This window comes from Gilvimarinus gilvus (assembly GCF_030518155.1).
GTDB lineage: Bacteria > Pseudomonadota > Gammaproteobacteria > Pseudomonadales > Cellvibrionaceae > Gilvimarinus > Gilvimarinus gilvus.
Genome location: NZ_JAULRU010000360.1, coordinates 1 through 15,954, shown reverse-complemented (window position 1 = coordinate 15,954; position 15,954 = coordinate 1). Strand labels below are relative to the sequence as shown.

13 protein-coding genes and 1 tRNA gene are annotated in these 15,954 nt (G+C 51.1%); all 14 read right to left on the bottom strand.

Going from position 1 to position 15,954, the window contains the following annotated elements; all coding sequences use genetic code 11:
* Nucleotides 1-168 (bottom strand): GTP-binding protein (locus QWI17_RS06145; RefSeq protein WP_302721642.1); only part of this gene is annotated, 168 nt, incomplete at its 3' end.
* Nucleotides 169-220: 52 nt separating this feature from the next.
* Nucleotides 221-2,320 carry an elongation factor G gene (fusA, locus tag QWI17_RS06140; RefSeq protein WP_302721641.1) on the bottom strand — a complete coding sequence of 700 codons (2,100 nt, stop codon included), beginning with the start codon at nt 2,318-2,320 and terminating at the stop codon, nt 221-223.
* A gap of 219 nt (nt 2,321-2,539) precedes the next feature.
* On the bottom strand, nt 2,540-3,010 hold the full coding sequence (rpsG, locus tag QWI17_RS06135; protein WP_302721639.1) for a 30S ribosomal protein S7: 471 nt from the start codon (nt 3,008-3,010) through the stop codon (nt 2,540-2,542).
* Nucleotides 3,011-3,089: 79 nt separating this feature from the next.
* Nucleotides 3,090-3,461 carry a 30S ribosomal protein S12 gene (gene rpsL, locus QWI17_RS06130; protein ID WP_041524457.1) on the bottom strand — a complete coding sequence of 124 codons (372 nt, stop codon included), beginning with the start codon at nt 3,459-3,461 and terminating at the stop codon, nt 3,090-3,092.
* A 209-nt stretch (nt 3,462-3,670) separates the two neighbouring features.
* Entirely contained in the window at nt 3,671-7,897 is a 4,227-nt protein-coding gene (rpoC, locus tag QWI17_RS06125) for a DNA-directed RNA polymerase subunit beta' (protein WP_302721637.1), read from the bottom strand.
* A gap of 88 nt (nt 7,898-7,985) precedes the next feature.
* Nucleotides 7,986-12,071: a DNA-directed RNA polymerase subunit beta gene (gene rpoB, locus QWI17_RS06120; RefSeq protein WP_302721636.1), complete on the bottom strand. Its 4,086-nt coding sequence runs from the start codon at nt 12,069-12,071 to the stop codon at nt 7,986-7,988.
* 233 nt (nt 12,072-12,304) lie between these two features.
* Nucleotides 12,305-12,676 (bottom strand): 50S ribosomal protein L7/L12, encoded by a 372-nt coding sequence (gene rplL, locus QWI17_RS06115; protein ID WP_215977999.1) that lies wholly within the window; start codon nt 12,674-12,676, stop codon nt 12,305-12,307.
* A 63-nt stretch (nt 12,677-12,739) separates the two neighbouring features.
* The gene (rplJ, locus tag QWI17_RS06110; protein WP_302721633.1) at nt 12,740-13,234 is read right to left on the bottom strand and encodes a 50S ribosomal protein L10; all 495 of its coding nucleotides are present in this window, start codon (nt 13,232-13,234) and stop codon (nt 12,740-12,742) included.
* 222 nt (nt 13,235-13,456) lie between these two features.
* Nucleotides 13,457-14,152, bottom strand: coding sequence for a 50S ribosomal protein L1 (rplA, locus tag QWI17_RS06105; RefSeq protein WP_302721632.1), 696 nt, complete (start codon nt 14,150-14,152; stop codon nt 13,457-13,459).
* A 1-nt stretch (nt 14,153) separates the two neighbouring features.
* A complete protein-coding gene (gene rplK, locus QWI17_RS06100; protein ID WP_302721631.1) occupies nt 14,154-14,585 on the bottom strand; it encodes a 50S ribosomal protein L11 in 432 nt (143 codons plus the stop codon).
* 158 nt (nt 14,586-14,743) lie between these two features.
* Entirely contained in the window at nt 14,744-15,277 is a 534-nt protein-coding gene (nusG, locus tag QWI17_RS06095; RefSeq protein ID WP_302721630.1) for a transcription termination/antitermination protein NusG, read from the bottom strand.
* Nucleotides 15,278-15,283: 6 nt separating this feature from the next.
* The gene (gene secE, locus QWI17_RS06090) at nt 15,284-15,652 is read right to left on the bottom strand and encodes a preprotein translocase subunit SecE (RefSeq protein ID WP_302721629.1); all 369 of its coding nucleotides are present in this window, start codon (nt 15,650-15,652) and stop codon (nt 15,284-15,286) included.
* A 32-nt stretch (nt 15,653-15,684) separates the two neighbouring features.
* A tRNA-Trp gene (locus tag QWI17_RS06085) sits at nt 15,685-15,760 on the bottom strand.
* A gap of 53 nt (nt 15,761-15,813) precedes the next feature.
* The coding region (locus QWI17_RS06080; protein ID WP_502553141.1) for an EF-Tu C-terminal domain-related protein at nt 15,814-15,954 on the bottom strand (141 nt) is incomplete at its 5' end.

Genomic DNA, 15,954 nt, shown 5'->3' with positions numbered 1-15,954 from the left:
CTCTTCTGGTGCGTTATCAATACCGTCAAAGGCAACAGCTGCGCCGCCCCAAACTTCTGCACACACGCGGGTCAAAGCCGCTGTCAGAGTGGTTTTACCGTGGTCAACGTGACCGATGGTGCCCACATTGACGTGGGGCTTGTTCCGTTCGAACTTTTCTTTTGCCACTTTCGTGTCCTCTGATTTTCGTCAATAAGATGCGATTTACTCACTAATGATATTAATGTTTAGCCATAATTTCATCAGCAACATTTTTAGGTGCGGCAGCATAGTCTTTGAATTCCATGCTGTAAGTTGCACGACCTTGAGTGGCAGAACGCAAATCGGTTGCATAACCAAACATTTCTGCCAGAGGCACCTCAGCATTTACAATCTTGCCACCGGCACTCTCTTCCATACCCTGGATGGTACCGCGACGACGGTTGAGGTCACCAACCACGTCGCCCATGTTTTCCTCCGGAGTTACCACCTCGACTTTCATGATGGGCTCCAGAAGAACAGCACCGCCTTCCTGTGCGAGTTTTTTGGTCGCCATTGAGGCGGCTATTTTAAACGCCATTTCGTTAGAGTCCACATCGTGGAAAGAACCATCGTACAGCGTGGCCTTAAGCCCCAACAGCGGATAGCCAGCAAGAACACCATTTTGCATTTGCTCCTCAATGCCCTTGCTAACCGCAGGTATGTATTCTCTGGGTACAACGCCACCGGCAATTTCGTTGACAAAATCTAAACCTTCGGCGTTGTCGTCCTCGGCGGGCTCGAAACGTATCCATACATGACCGTACTGACCACGACCACCGGACTGGCGAACGAACTTGCCTTCAATTTCACAGGTGTTGCTAATGCGTTCGCGATAAGCGACCTGAGGCTTACCAATATTAGCTTCGACGCTAAATTCGCGCTTCATGCGATCAACGATAATGTCGAGGTGCAACTCTCCCATTCCACCGATAATTGTCTGGCCTGTTTCCTCGTCTGTCTTTACACGGAACGAGGGGTCTTCCTGGGCCAGCTTACCGAGGGCAACACCCATTTTTTCCTGATCGGCCTGGCTCTTAGGCTCGACTGCCACGTGAATAACAGGTTCAGGGAATTCCATTCGCTCCAGGGTGATAACACTTTTAGGTGAACACAAGGTCTCACCCGTGGTGACATCTTTAAAACCGATGCCGGCGGCGATGTCACCGGCCAAAACTTCTTTAATTTCCTGGCGGTCGTTGGCATGCATTTGTACCATGCGACCAATGCGCTCTTTTTTACTCTTAACGGGGTTAAACACCATGTCGCCAGTCGCCAATGTACCAGAATAGACGCGGAAAAACGTCAAGGTGCCAACAAACGGATCTGTTGCGATTTTAAAGGCCAGTGCGGCAAAAGGGGCGGAATCATCGGCCGCGCGGGTATCAACGGTTTCGCCATCTTCGAGCAGCCCTTCAATGGCTTTAACTTCGGTGGGTGCCGGTAGATACTCAATGACAGCATCCAGCACAGCCTGGACACCTTTATTTTTAAACGCAGAGCCACCCAGCACAGGAATAATTTCATTGGCCAGAGTGCGCTTGCGAAGCGCCGCTTTGATCTCTTCCTCAGAGAGATCTTCACCCTCGAGGTACTTGTTCATTAGGTCGTCGTCGGCCTCTGCCGCAGCTTCAACCAGATACTCGCGCATTTCATCGCAAGTCTCTTTTAATTCGTCTGGAATATCCTGATACTCAAAAGTCGTGCCCATGTCATCTTCATTCCAGATGACGGCCTGCATTTTGATCAGGTCAACCACGCCCCTAAACTCATCTTCTGAGCCGATAGTCATCTGCAGAGGGACGGCGTTGGCCCCTAGGCGCTCGCGCAGCTGTTCCACGACGCGAGTAAAGTCTGCGCCTGTGCGATCCATCTTATTAACGAACACCAAACGAGGGACTTCGTATTTGTTGGCTTGACGCCACACCGTTTCTGTTTGTGGTTGCACGCCAGAGGAGCCACACAACACCACAACTGCGCCATCCAGCACACGCAAAGAACGCTCGACCTCAATGGTGAAGTCTACGTGCCCTGGTGTATCGATAATATTGATTCTGTGTTGGTCGAATTGCTTGCGCATGCCTGACCAGAACGTAGTCACAGCCGCGGAGGTAATGGTGATACCGCGCTCTTGCTCCTGTTCCATCCAGTCGGTGGTAGCGGCACCGTCGTGTACCTCGCCAATCTTGTGCGAAAGGCCAGTGTAAAACAGTACGCGTTCTGTAGTGGTCGTTTTACCTGCATCTACGTGAGCGCAAATACCGATATTACGATAGCGAGCAATGGGCGTCTTACGTGCCACTAGGGTGTTCTCCCGTTACCAAAAGCAAATCATTAGATAGCCGGGCTAATTGTAATCGCTGCCCGGAAGGAGTCCAGCAAAAATGGGCAAATATGCTGGAGCATGGCTTGTCGCCTAAGAAGCTGAGGGAGGCCTCTTGTTACCGACCGAAAAAATGACCGGTTTAAATAGTAAAAGGCAGCCATAATAGCTGCCTTTTGTTTCTCAATGCTTACAATATTAGAAGCGGAAGTGAGAGAACGCTTTGTTGGCCTCAGCCATACGGTGCACGTCTTCACGCTTCTTCACTGCAGAACCTTTGTTCTGCGAAGCATCAATCAACTCGCCAGCCAAACGGGCAGGCATAGACTTCTCGCCGCGACCGCGCGAGTAATCTACCAACCAGCGCATAGCCAGTGCGGTACGACGAGCAGGACGAACTTCTACCGGTACTTGGTAGGTCGCGCCACCCACGCGGCGGGATTTAACTTCCACCAGCGGTGCGATGTTATCCAATGCTTCGTCGAAAACTTCAATCGGATCGCGATTGAGCTTTTCATTTACAATATCCAGCGCACCGTAGACAATTTTTTCTGCTACGGACTTCTTACCACTGATCATTACGTGGTTCATGAACTTTGCCAGAGTAACATTGCCGAATTTAGGATCCGGCAAAATTTCGCGTTTCGCGACAACTCTTCTTCTTGGCATGTTAATAGCCTCTCTTCAGGGGTTGTCCAGGACATAAAGCCTGGCCTTACTCGGTTCTACCCGAAAACGTAACAGCGCCTTACTTAGGACGCTTGGTACCGTACTTAGAGCGACCTTGCTTACGGTTGTTAACACCGGCAGTATCCAGTGAACCGCGAACAGTGTGGTAACGAACACCTGGCAAGTCTTTTACACGACCGCCACGAATCAGTACAACACTGTGCTCTTGCAAGTTATGCCCTTCACCACCAATGTATGAGGTAACCTCAAAACCGTTGGTCAGACGAACACGACATACTTTACGCAATGCAGAGTTCGGCTTCTTCGGTGTGGTAGTGTAAACGCGGGTGCAAACGCCACGTTTTTGTGGGTTGGCTTGCAGAGCAGGTACATCGCTCTTTTGAACCTTACGTTTTCTCGGCTTACGAACCAACTGGTTGATCGTTGCCATGAAAATAAACTCCAAAAATTATAAAACGCCTCAAATGAGGCCAGTTTAAAGAAGATAGCCGCAGCTACCTCCCACTTCTACAAAAAGTGGGTCGCGCATTGTAAAGACGCCACCCACCCTCGTCAAGGCCAATCGAACAAATATTGCCCGCCCCGGCACAATCATACCGGAGCAATTAGCCTCAATAGCCCCCGAAGGGGCTAATTTGCTTAGTTGCCGCTAGACTTCAATGCTTCGGTCAGAGCTGCTTCTACATCTTCTGCACTGACGCCTGTATCAGCGAATTCCAGCGCCTCTTCACGCTTGCGCTTGCGCTCGCTGTGATAAGCCAAACCAGTACCGGCCGGAATCAGGCGACCCACTACGACGTTCTCTTTCAAGCCGCGCAGTGAATCTTTCTTGCCGGTTACCGCCGCTTCGGTCAGTACGCGGGTAGTTTCCTGGAACGAGGCTGCCGAAATAAAGGATTCGGTTGCCAAAGATGCCTTGGTAATACCCAACAACAGGCGCTCAAACTTACCTGGCTGCTTGTCCTGTGAGCGCAGTTGCTCATTCTCTTGCAGCACATTGGTGTATTCGACTTGCTCGCCTTTCACGAAGCTGGAATCACCCATACCGGTGATTTCTACTTTGCGCAGCATCTGACGAACGATGGTCTCGATGTGCTTATCGTTGATCTTCACACCCTGCAAGCGGTAAACGTCTTGAATCTCGTTGGTGATGTAGCTCGCCAGAGCCTCAACACCTTTAAGTCGCAAGATATCGTGCGGGTTGCTTGGACCGTCGGATACAACCTCACCCTTCACAACTTGCTCACCCTCAAACACTGTCAATTGACGGTGCTTAGGAATCAACACTTCGTAATGGGTCGAGCCATCTTCCAGCGGCTGACCATCGCTAGGGGTAATCACCAGGCGACGCTTGCCTTTTGTCTCTTTACCGAAGGTAACGGTACCTGAAATCTCCGCCAAAATAGACGGCTCTTTCGGCTTGCGCGCCTCAAACAAGTCGGCTACACGTGGCAAACCACCGGTAATGTCACGAGTCTTAGAGCCTTCTTGTGGGATACGCGCAATTACGTCACCCACTTTAATGTCGGCTTTGTCCGAAATACTCAAAATAGCACTGGCCGGCAGCATGTAGTGCGCAGGCATTGTGGTATTAGGCAGACACAATTCGTTGTCGTTAGCGTCGGTCAAAGTCACCGCTGGGCGCATATCTTTACCCGCCGATGGGCGCTCAGACGGGTCCATCACCTCGATAGAGGAGAGACCGGTCAGCTCATCAGTGGTACGACGCACCGACAGGTTATCTTCCATGCCAGAGAAGTTTACCTTACCGGCCACTTCAGTCACGATGGGGTGAGTGTGTGGATCCCATTTAGCGATAACCTGACCACCATCGACTTTCTCACCGTCTTTTACGGTGATCACGGCGCCGTATGGAATTTTATAACGCTCACGTTCACTGCCCTGGGCATCGGCAACCGCCAACTCACCAGAACGCGAAACCGCAACCAGATTGCCGTCAGAGTTAGTCACAACCTTAACGTTAATCAGGCGAATCGTACCCTCTTGCTTAACTTGTACGTTATCAGCCGCTGACGCTCTCGATGCCGCACCACCAATGTGGAATGTACGCATGGTCAACTGAGTGCCTGGCTCACCGATTGACTGAGCAGCGATAACACCGACAGCCTCACCGACGTTAACGCGGTGACCACGGGCCAGGTCACGGCCGTAACACATAGAACAAATACCGGTACGGGCGTCACAGGTAATCGGCGAACGCACCAGCACTTCATCGATACCCATGCCTTCAACGCGCTCAACCCAGGCTTCGTCGATCATGGTGCCAGCGGGCACCAGGATTTCGTCCGAATTAGGGCGAACCACATCGCGGGCCACAATACGACCGAGAATTCGGTCACCCAGAGACTCAATAACGTCGCCGCCTTCGATCACTGGGGCCATTTCCAGACCTTCGTCGGTACCGCAATCGTTCAGCGTCACAACCAAGTCTTGGGCAACATCCACCAAACGACGAGTCAGGTAACCGGAGTTTGCTGTTTTCAGTGCGGTATCAGCCAAACCTTTACGCGCACCGTGTGTCGAAATAAAGTACTGACCAACATTCAGACCTTCACGGAAGTTCGCCGTAATAGGCGCTTCAATGATAGAGCCATCTGGCTTGGCCATCAGACCACGCATACCCGCCAACTGACGAATCTGCGCCGGGCTACCACGAGCACCGGAGTCGGCGTACATGTAAACCGAGTTAAAAGAAGTTTGCTGCTCTTCTTCACCATCACGGTTAATCACTGACTCAAAGCTAATGCCGTCCATCATCGACTTGGCAACCAAGTCGTTGGCGCGAGACCAGATATCAATTACCTTGTTGTACTTCTCACCAGCGGTTACCAGGCCGGAAGCAAACTGGCTTTCAATTTCTTTTACTTCCGCTTCAGCGCGGCCAACAATCTCGTGCTTGTCGTCGGGGATGGCAAAGTCGTTCACACCAATGGATGAGCCGGACTTGGTCGAGAAGTCGTAACCCATGTACATCAATTGGTCAGCGAAAATAACCGTCGCCTTCAAACCCACGACACGGTAACAATGGTTGATTACACCAGAGATGGCTTTCTTTACCATGGCGCGATCAATCATTTCGAAAGGAATACCTTCCGGTACAATTTCCCACAGCAGAACACGACCAACGGTCGATTCCACTAATCGTTTAGTGGCCTGTTTCTCGCCCTGACTGCCCACAATGGTTTCGTCAATACGAACTCGAACCTTGGCTTGCAGATCAACCTGACCGCCGTAGTAAGCGCGCGACACTTCCGCCACATCGGCGAAGGCCATACCCTCACCTTTGGCGTTAATGCGTTCGCGGGTCATCCAGTACAAACCCAATACAACGTCCTGCGACGGCACGATGATGGGCTCACCGGACGCTGGCGACAGGATGTTGTTGGTTGACATCATCAACGCACGCGCTTCGAGTTGAGCCTCAATAGTCAACGGCACGTGAACCGCCATCTGGTCACCGTCGAAGTCGGCGTTATAGGCCGCACACACCAACGGGTGCAGCTGAATCGCTTTACCTTCGATCAAAACGGGTTCGAACGCCTGAATACCCAAACGGTGAAGAGTCGGTGCACGGTTCAGCAATACCGGATGCTCGCGAATGACTTCGTCGAGAATATCCCATACCACTGGTTCTTCGCGCTCAACCATTTTCTTGGCTGCTTTAATGGTCGTGGCCAGGCCACGCAGCTCCAGTTTGCTAAAGATAAACGGCTTGAACAGCTCCAACGCCATTTTCTTGGGCAGACCGCACTGATGCAGTTTCAGGGCAGGACCGGTCACAATAACCGAGCGACCTGAGTAGTCCACACGCTTACCCAACAGGTTCTGACGGAAACGACCTTGTTTACCTTTGATCATGTCGGCCAAAGATTTCAGTGGGCGCTTATTAGAACCGGTAATGGCACGACCGCGACGACCGTTATCCAGCAGCGCATCCACAGACTCTTGCAACATACGCTTTTCGTTGCGCACGATGATGTCCGGAGCGTTGAGGTCCAACAATCGCTTCAGGCGGTTGTTACGGTTAATAACGCGGCGATACAGGTCATTCAGATCAGAGGTCGCAAAACGACCACCATCCAGCGGTACCAATGGACGAAGATCTGGCGGCAACACCGGCAGCACTTCCATGACCATCCACTCAGGGTTATTACCTGAATGAAAGAAAGCTTCCAAAAGCTTTAAGCGTTTGGAGAACTTTTTAATCTTAGTTTCCGAGTTAGTGTTCGGGATTTCTTCACGCAGACGCTGAATTTCTTCTTCGAGATTGATATCAGCCATCAGCGCTTTAATCGCCTCAGCACCCATCAGTGCTTCGAACTCATCGCCGAACTCTTCCATGGACTCGAAGTACTGCTCATCGGTCAGCAACTGGCCACGCTCAAGTGTGGTCATACCGGGATCAGTGACTACGTACGACTCGAAGTACAGTACACGCTCGATGTCGCGCAGAGTCATATCCAACAACAAGCCGATACGGCTTGGCAGAGATTTAAGGAACCAAATGTGAGCCACTGGACTGGCCAGTTCTATGTGCCCCATGCGCTCACGGCGAACTTTCGCCAGAGTCACTTCTACGCCACATTTCTCACAGATAATACCGCGGTGCTTCATGCGCTTATACTTGCCACATAAACACTCGTAGTCTTTTACCGGACCAAAAATCTTGGCACAAAACAAACCTTCGCGTTCAGGTTTGAATGTACGGTAGTTAATAGTCTCTGGCTTTTTCACTTCACCAAAAGACCAAGAGCGAATCATCTCTGGCGACGCTAGGCCAATACGAATCGCATCAAATTCTTCAGTCTGTCCCTGGGACTTGAGCAGATTAAGTAAGTCTTTCAAGGCACTTCCTCCAGTGGGCTCCAGTAGTGCAGTTCGCACACGATACGGGGCTTATTGCCCCGCACTTACCGATTAAGTTCGAAGACAATTAATTGTCTTCCTCCAGTTCCATATTGATGCCGAGGGCACGGATTTCTTTAACAAGTACGTTAAAGGATTCCGGCATGCCCGGCTCCATACGGTGGTCGCCATCGACAATGTTTTTGTACATTTTGGTACGGCCGGCAACGTCATCCGATTTCACGGTCAACATTTCCTGCAACGTGTACGCTGCGCCGTATGCTTCCAGTGCCCACACTTCCATCTCACCGAAGCGCTGACCACCGAACTGCGCCTTACCACCCAGCGGCTGCTGTGTAACAAGACTATAAGAACCGGTAGAACGCGCGTGCATCTTGTCGTCCACCAAGTGGTTCAGTTTCAACATGTACATATAGCCGACAGTGACCGGGCGCTGGAACTGAGTACCAGTTCGGCCGTCGAACAACTGCATCTGACCAGAATCAGGCAGATCAGCAAGGCGCAGCAGGGCTTTGATTTCGTGCTCTTTCGCACCGTCAAAGACCGCAGTGGCCATAGGCACACCGCCACGCAAGTTGTTGGCGAGGTCCATAATCTCTTTATCAGAGAAATTCACCAAATCTTCTTTGGCGTAAACGTCACCCGTCTCGTTGTAAACTTTCTCGAGGAAGCCGCGAACTTCATTCACTGCTTTTTGCTGACGGATCATGTCGTCAATCTTGACACCTAAACCTTTCGCGGCCAGCCCCAAGTGGGTTTCTAAGATCTGACCAACGTTCATCCGCGACGGCACACCCAGAGGGTTCAGTACGATATCGACCGGCTGACCGTTTTCGTCATAAGGCATATCTTCAACCGGCATAATGACCGAGATAACACCTTTGTTACCGTGACGACCGGCCATTTTGTCGCCGGGCTGGATGCGACGCTTAATTGCCAAATAAACCTTAACAATTTTCAGAACACCTGGCGCCAAATCGTCGCCAGTGGACAGCTTGCGTTTCTTATCATCGAAGCGCTCATCGAGATCTTTACGACAAGCCGCCAAACGCTCTTCCGCGCGATCGATTTGCTCGTTAAGAGCGTCATCGGCAACACGCAATTTAAACCACTGCTCAGTCTCGAAACTATCCAGCAATTCGTCAGTCAACTCTTCGCCTTTCTTGACGCCTTTACCCGCCGCCACTTTTTGGCCGCGAATAACAGAGCGCAAACGCTCCAGAGTGGCCGCCTCCATAATGCGGAATTCTTCGTTCAAGTCTTTGCGAACTTCGTCCAGCTGGGCTTTTTCAATTTCCTGCGAGCGCTGATCTTTTTCCAGACCATCGCGAGTAAACACCTGAACGTCAATGACGGTACCTTTGGTGCTCGAAGGCACACGCAGGGAAGTATCTTTAACGTCAGACGCTTTCTCACCGAAAATGGCGCGCAGCAGCTTTTCCTCTGGCGTCAGCTGGGTTTCACCTTTCGGTGTCACCTTACCAACCAGAATATCGCCACCACCGACTTCAGCACCGATATAAACAATACCGGACTCGTCCAACTTGTTCAGTGCATTCTCACCCACGTTAGGAATATCGGAGGTGATCTCCTCGCTGCCCAACTTGGTGTCACGAGCAATACAGGTCAGTTCCTGAATGTGAATCGTGGTGAAACGATCTTCCTGCACAACACGCTCAGAAACGAGGATTGAATCCTCAAAGTTGTAACCGTTCCAGGGCATAAACGCGATGCGCATGTTCTGCCCCAGAGCAAGCTCACCCATATCCACTGAGGGACCATCAGCCAAGATGTCACCGCGGTGGATTTCATCACCCACGTTCACAATAGAACGCTGGTTAATACAGGTGTTCTGGTTAGAACGTGTGTACTTAATCAGGTTGTAAATGTCGACACCAGCATCGCCCGCTTCAACTTCGTCATCGCGAACTTTAACCACGATACGACCGGCATCAACACGATCGATAACGCCGCCACGCTTAGCGACCACACACACACCGGAGTCTGCGGCAACATTGCGCTCCATGCCTGTACCTACTAGAGGCTTTTCAGCTTTTAGTGTGGGTACAGCCTGACGCTGCATGTTCGAACCCATCAAGGCGCGGTTAGCATCATCGTGTTCAAGGAACGGAATCAATGACGCGGCAACCGATACAACTTGGCGCGGAGACACATCCATCAACTGAACTTCAGAAGCATTTTTCAGGGTGAAGTCGTTGTAGTGACGAACCGACACCAGATCTTCGATCAAGCGGCCTTCTTCGTTCAACTTGGCAGATGCCTGAGCGATAACGAACTCAGCTTCGTTAATAGCTGACAGGAATTCGATATGATCGGTCACTTTACCGTCGACAACGCGGCGGTAAGGTGTTTCCAGGAACCCGTAGCTGTTGGTTCGCGAGTAAGTGGCCAAAGAGTTAATCAAACCAATGTTTGGACCTTCTGGCGTCTCGATTGGACAAACACGACCGTAGTGCGTCGGGTGTACATCGCGAACCTCAAAGCCCGCGCGTTCACGAGTCAGACCACCAGGCCCTAATGCAGAAACACGACGCTTGTGAGTGACCTCAGACAGCGGGTTGTTCTGATCCATAAACTGCGACAACTGCGAAGAGCCAAAGAACTCTTTAATGGCAGCGGCGACGGGCTTGGCGTTAATCAAATCTTGCGGCATCAAGCCTTCGCTTTCAGCCATCGACAAGCGCTCTTTAACCGCGCGCTCAACTCGAACCAAACCGACACGGAATTGGTTTTCTGCCATCTCACCCACAGAGCGAATACGACGGTTACCCAGATGGTCAATATCATCGACAACGCCTTTACCGTTGCGGATGGAGATCAGGGTTTTCATTACGTCGACAATATCGTCGTTAGACAGGATGCCTTCACCAAACTCGTCTTCACGTCCCAGACGACGATTGAATTTCATGCGGCCAACCGCAGACAAATCGTAGCGCTCTTGGGTAAAGAACAAGTTGTTGAACAGAGCTTCGGCAGACTCTTTGGTTGGCGGCTCACCAGGACGCATCATGCGATAGATCTCTACCAACGCTTCTAGCTGAGTGCGGGTAGGATCGTTGCGCAGGGTGTCTGACATGAACGGACCACAATCCAGTTCATTGGTGTAAAGCGTTTCTACGACCTGTACATTAGCTTTGGAGAGGATATCCAAGGCATCTGCAGTGATCTCGGCGTTACACTCAAGCAGAACTTCGCCGGTTTCCGGGTCAATAATGTCTTTCGCGAGTGCGCGACCCAATAGATACTCCGCCGGTACTGCCATTTCATCGACACCAGCTTTTTCCAACTGGCGGATGTGGCGAGCCGTAACACGGCGCCCCTCTTCAACGAGAAGCTTGCCTTTTTTGTCCTTGATGTCGAAAGTGGCTACATCACCGCGCAGGCGCGACGGCACCACTTTAAAGGTAAATTGGCCATCTTCGCCCAGTGTGAACGTACTGGTCTCGAAGAACATATCCAACATTTCTTGTGAGCTGAAGCCCAGCGCGCGCAACAGAATAGACGCTGGCAACTTACGACGACGGTCAATACGCACGAAGACCAAATCTTTCGGATCAAACTCAAAGTCCAACCAGCTGCCGCGATAAGGGATAATACGGGCGCTGTAAAGTAACTTGCCAGACGAGTGAGTTTTACCTTTGTCGTGGTCAAAGAACACACCTGGGGAGCGGTGCAACTGAGACACGATTACACGCTCGGTACCGTTGATGACAAAGGTACCGTTCTCGGTCATGAGTGGAATCTCACCCATGTACACTTCTTGTTCTTTAATGTCTTTAATTGCTTTGTTCGCTGAATCTTTATCATAGATAATCAGCCGAACTTTTACGCGCAGTGGTGCAGAATAAGTCACCCCACGCAAAATACATTCGTTTACATCAAATGCCGGCTTGCCCAGCATATAACTGACATATTCGAGAGCTGCGTTGCCAGAATAGCTGGCAATTGGGAACACAGAGCGGAAAGCGGCGTGTAAGCCGATATCTTGACGCTCTTCACCAGTTGCATCTGCCTGGGTAAATTTTCTGTAAGAATCCAGCTGAATCGCCAATAGATAAGGCACATCCATGACGTGTGGCAATTTGCCAAAGTCCTTGCGGATACGTTTTTTCTCAGTGTATGAGTAAGCCATCTGTATTCCCCAGCTTGTTCACGGAACGGGCCCTTAGGCCGCATATACGCGTTGCGTATGTTTTACTATCCCTTTGCGGCGCTGCCACGCCTTGCGCGTCTACGACAGCGAGCGCTGCCCGGCCAGATCAATTGACCGAAAACGGAAAAAGGCTGGCGGGTAAAACCCACCAGCCCAGGGAGGTTTCCCTCCCAAGCCCAACCAGTTCGTTAGACTTTTTTGAACTCAAGTAATTACTTAAGCTCAGCAGACGCACCTGCTTCTTCCAGCTTAGCCTTAGCAGCTTCAGCGTCTTCTTTAGAAACACCTTCTTTAACAGCTTTAGGTGCTTCTTCAACGATCGCTTTAGCTTCTTTCAGGCCAAGACCGGTGATTTCGCGAACAGCTTTAATCGCGTTCACTTTCTTCTCACCAGCGCCGGTGATGATTACGTCAAACTCGGTTTGCTCTTCAGCAGCACCGCCAGCATCGCCAGCAGGGCCAGCAGCAACAGCAGCTGCTGCAGATACGCCGAATTTTTCTTCCATCGCAGAAACCAGCTCTACAACATCTTTTACTGACATCTCAGCAATTGCTTCGATGATATCTTCTTTAGATACAGACATGTCTCAATTCCTATCTGTTTGAGCTATCGCTCAATGTGTCTTTAAGGTTAAGCCGCTATTAAATTAAGCAGCATCCTGTTCTTTGCTGTCGCCAATGGCTGCAATAGTGCGAACCAGTTTGCCAGCGGAAGCTTCTTTCATAACGCTCATCAGCTTGGCGATTGCTTCGTCGTAAGTAGGCAGTGATGCCAACATTGCGATATCAACCAATTCGCCTTCAAAAGCTGCTATTTTCAGCTCCAGATTGTCATCAGTCTTAGCATATTCTTTAAGAATACGCGCACCGGCACCTGGGTGGTCGGTGGAGAATGCAATCAGAGTAGGGCCGACGAAGCTCTCAACAAGACATTCGTATTCGGTACCCTCAACAGCGCGACGAGCCAAGGTGTTGCGAACGACTTTTAACCAAACGCCGCTCTCACGAGCCTCTTTACGCAGGGCAGTCATTTTGTCTACAGTTACGCCGCGTGAATCGGCAACAACCGCTGACAGAGCGCCCTTCGCAGCTTCCTGGACTTCAGCGACAATCGCTTTTTTACCTTCAAGTCCTAATGCCACGGGATTTCTCCTGGGTTTGACAGATAACTCTGTCGTTTTTCTTGCACCAGCCAGAACAAGCCCGACTGGCGATGATTCGGTGAATATCTTCGGCGTCTAGCCGAAGAGGGTCCACCGTCTGCGTAGGCTGGAGGATTAAGATTCACGCATTAATCGCCGTGAATCGCCTACGGTCTTTGACGGCCTGCCAAAGGCAGACCCCAAAGTTCGTTGCGACTGCTATTAAACAGTCAGTGAAGACTGATCAATCACCAAGCCTGGACCCATGGTCGTGCTCAGCGCGATCTTCTTCAGGTATATACCTTTGGCACTTGCTGGTTTGGCCTTTTTCAGGTCGACTACCAGCGCTTCCAAATTTTCTTTCAGCGCGTTCGCGTCAAAAGTCAGCTTGCCAATGCCGCCGTGAATAATGCCGCCTTTGTCCGCGCGATAACGCACCTGACCGGCTTTGGCATTTTTAACCGCAGTGGCGACGTCTGGTGTAACGGTGCCAGTCTTAGGGTTAGGCATCAGACCGCGAGGCCCCAGAACCTGACCCAACTGACCCACGACACGCATGGCGTCCGGGCTGGCCACAACAACATCAAAGTCCATCATGCCGCCTTTGATTTCTGCTGCCAGTTCGTCCATACCAATCAGGTCAGCACCAGCTTCTTTTGCAGCGTCGGCATTTGCGCCCTGAGCGAATACAGCAACACGCACATCTTTACCAGTGCCGTTTGGCAAGGTGGTAGCACCGCGCACAGACTGGTCAGACTTACGGGGATCGATACCCAGATTAATGGATACATCAACAGTCTCTGCAAACTTAACGCTAGAGAGCTTTTTCAGCAGAGCAACTGCGTCTTCCAGACTGTACTGCTTAGTAGCATCTACTTTCTCAGCGATTACGCGCTGACGCTTAGACAATTTAGCCATGTTATACGCCCTCCACATCAAGACCCATCGAACGGGCAGAGCCGGCGATGGTACGTACCGCAGCGTCCATATCAGCCGCAGTCAAATCGGGCTCTTTGGCAGTCGCGATTTCTTCCAGCTGTGCACGAGTAACCGTACCCACTTTCTTAGTGTTAGGGTTGCTCGAGCCAGACTTGATACCCGCTGCTTTTTTCAGCAAGTAAGACGCTGGAGGAGTCTTCATAGTGAAGGTAAAGCTGCGATCATTGTAAACACTGATCACAACCGGTACCGGAGCGCCTGGCTCCAGACCTTGAGTCTGTGCGTTAAACGCCTTACAGAACTCCATAATATTTACACCGTGCTGACCCAACGCTGGACCAACGGGTGGACTTGGATTTGCTTTGCCTGCACCAACTTGCAATTTGATGTAGGCTTGTACTTTCTTAGCCATATCACTTCTCCAATAATGGGTGATAACGCCTCAGGAAAGTAAACTCTCCGTCGCAGGCTCCCCGACAATCTCGCCGATCGCTACACAAGCGGCGAGGACGCAAAAACCTCCCTCTGCGACAAGCAAAGGAAGGTCATTAAAATCCAGTGTTGGAGCAATCAGGTTTTTTCGACCTGACCAAACTCCAGCTCTACTGGTGTAGAGCGACCGAAGATCAGCACCGCTACACGCAGGCGACTCTTCTCGTAATTAACCTCTTCAACCACACCATTAAAGTCGTTGAAGGGGCCATCAATAACGCGAACCATTTCACCCGGCTCAAACATAGTCTTGGGCTTGGGCTTCTCAATCGAGTCATCGACTCGCTGCAGAATAGCCTGAGCTTCTTTATCGGTAATCGGTGCCGGCTTGTCCGCCTTACCGCCGATAAATCCCATAACGCGTGGTGTATCTTTCACCAAATGCCAGGAGTCATCATTCAACTCCATCTGCACCAGCACGTACCCGGGGAAGAACTTACGCTCACTTTTGCGCTTCTGACCGCCACGCATCTCGACTACTTCTTCGGTAGGAACCAAGACATCGCCAAAACTGTCGTGCATCTGATGCAGTTCAATACGCTCGCGCAGGGAAGTGGCCACCTTTTTTTCGTAGCCAGAATACGCGTGAACGACGTACCAACGCTTCGCCATGAGTGCTTATCCTATTATCTTGGACGCTGCAAAACCAAAAATGGTATCCAGCCCCCAGAGAATCAATGCCATTACAATGACAACAGCAACAACCAACAAAGTAGTCTGATTGGTTTCTTGGCGAGTTGGCCAAACGACCTTACGCACCTCAACCACCGCCTCACGCATTAACTGTATGAGGGAGCTGCCTTTAGCCGTTTGCGAAGCAACCACCAACCCCACCAAACCCAGCGCCAGCAAAGCCAACACACGATAGAGTAATGGCTGGGCGGAGTACATTGAGTTACCCACAACCCCGACGGCCACAACAGCGATCACCAGCAGCCACTTTAAGGCATCAAGGCGATACTCTTTAGGCTCGTTTTTTGTACTCATGCAACAAACAACCTACTAATCAAGCAATGAAATGGCAGGCCAGGAGGGACTCGAACCCCCAACTTTCGGTTTTGGAGACCGACGCTCTACCAATTGAACTACTGGCCTAAAAATCAAACGGGGCGGCTAGCCACCCCGAGCCTCACCAACTCACAACAGAGTTAGTCGAGGATTTTGGCAACTACGCCAGCACCAACAGTACGACCACCTTCGCGAACCGCGAAGCGCAGACCGTCTTCCATCGCAATCGGAGCGATCAAAGTAACAGTCATTTGTACGTTGTCACCAGGCATTACCATTTC

Excerpts from the sequence above, each read along its gene's own strand:
- rplL (WP_215977999.1), bottom strand. The coding sequence starts at position 12,676 with ATGTCTGTATCTAAAGAAGATATCATCGAAGCAATTGCTGAGATGTCA.
- secE (WP_302721629.1), bottom strand. The coding sequence starts at position 15,652 with ATGAGTACAAAAAACGAGCCTAAAGAGTATCGCCTTGATGCCTTAAAG.
- rpoB (WP_302721636.1), bottom strand. The coding sequence starts at position 12,071 with ATGGCTTACTCATACACTGAGAAAAAACGTATCCGCAAGGACTTTGGC.
- rplK (WP_302721631.1), bottom strand. The coding sequence starts at position 14,585 with ATGGCTAAGAAAGTACAAGCCTACATCAAATTGCAAGTTGGTGCAGGC.
- rpsL (WP_041524457.1), bottom strand. The coding sequence starts at position 3,461 with ATGGCAACGATCAACCAGTTGGTTCGTAAGCCGAGAAAACGTAAGGTT.
- nusG (WP_302721630.1), bottom strand. The coding sequence starts at position 15,277 with ATGGCGAAGCGTTGGTACGTCGTTCACGCGTATTCTGGCTACGAAAAA.
- rplA (WP_302721632.1), bottom strand. The coding sequence starts at position 14,152 with ATGGCTAAATTGTCTAAGCGTCAGCGCGTAATCGCTGAGAAAGTAGAT.
- rpsG (WP_302721639.1), bottom strand. The coding sequence starts at position 3,010 with ATGCCAAGAAGAAGAGTTGTCGCGAAACGCGAAATTTTGCCGGATCCT.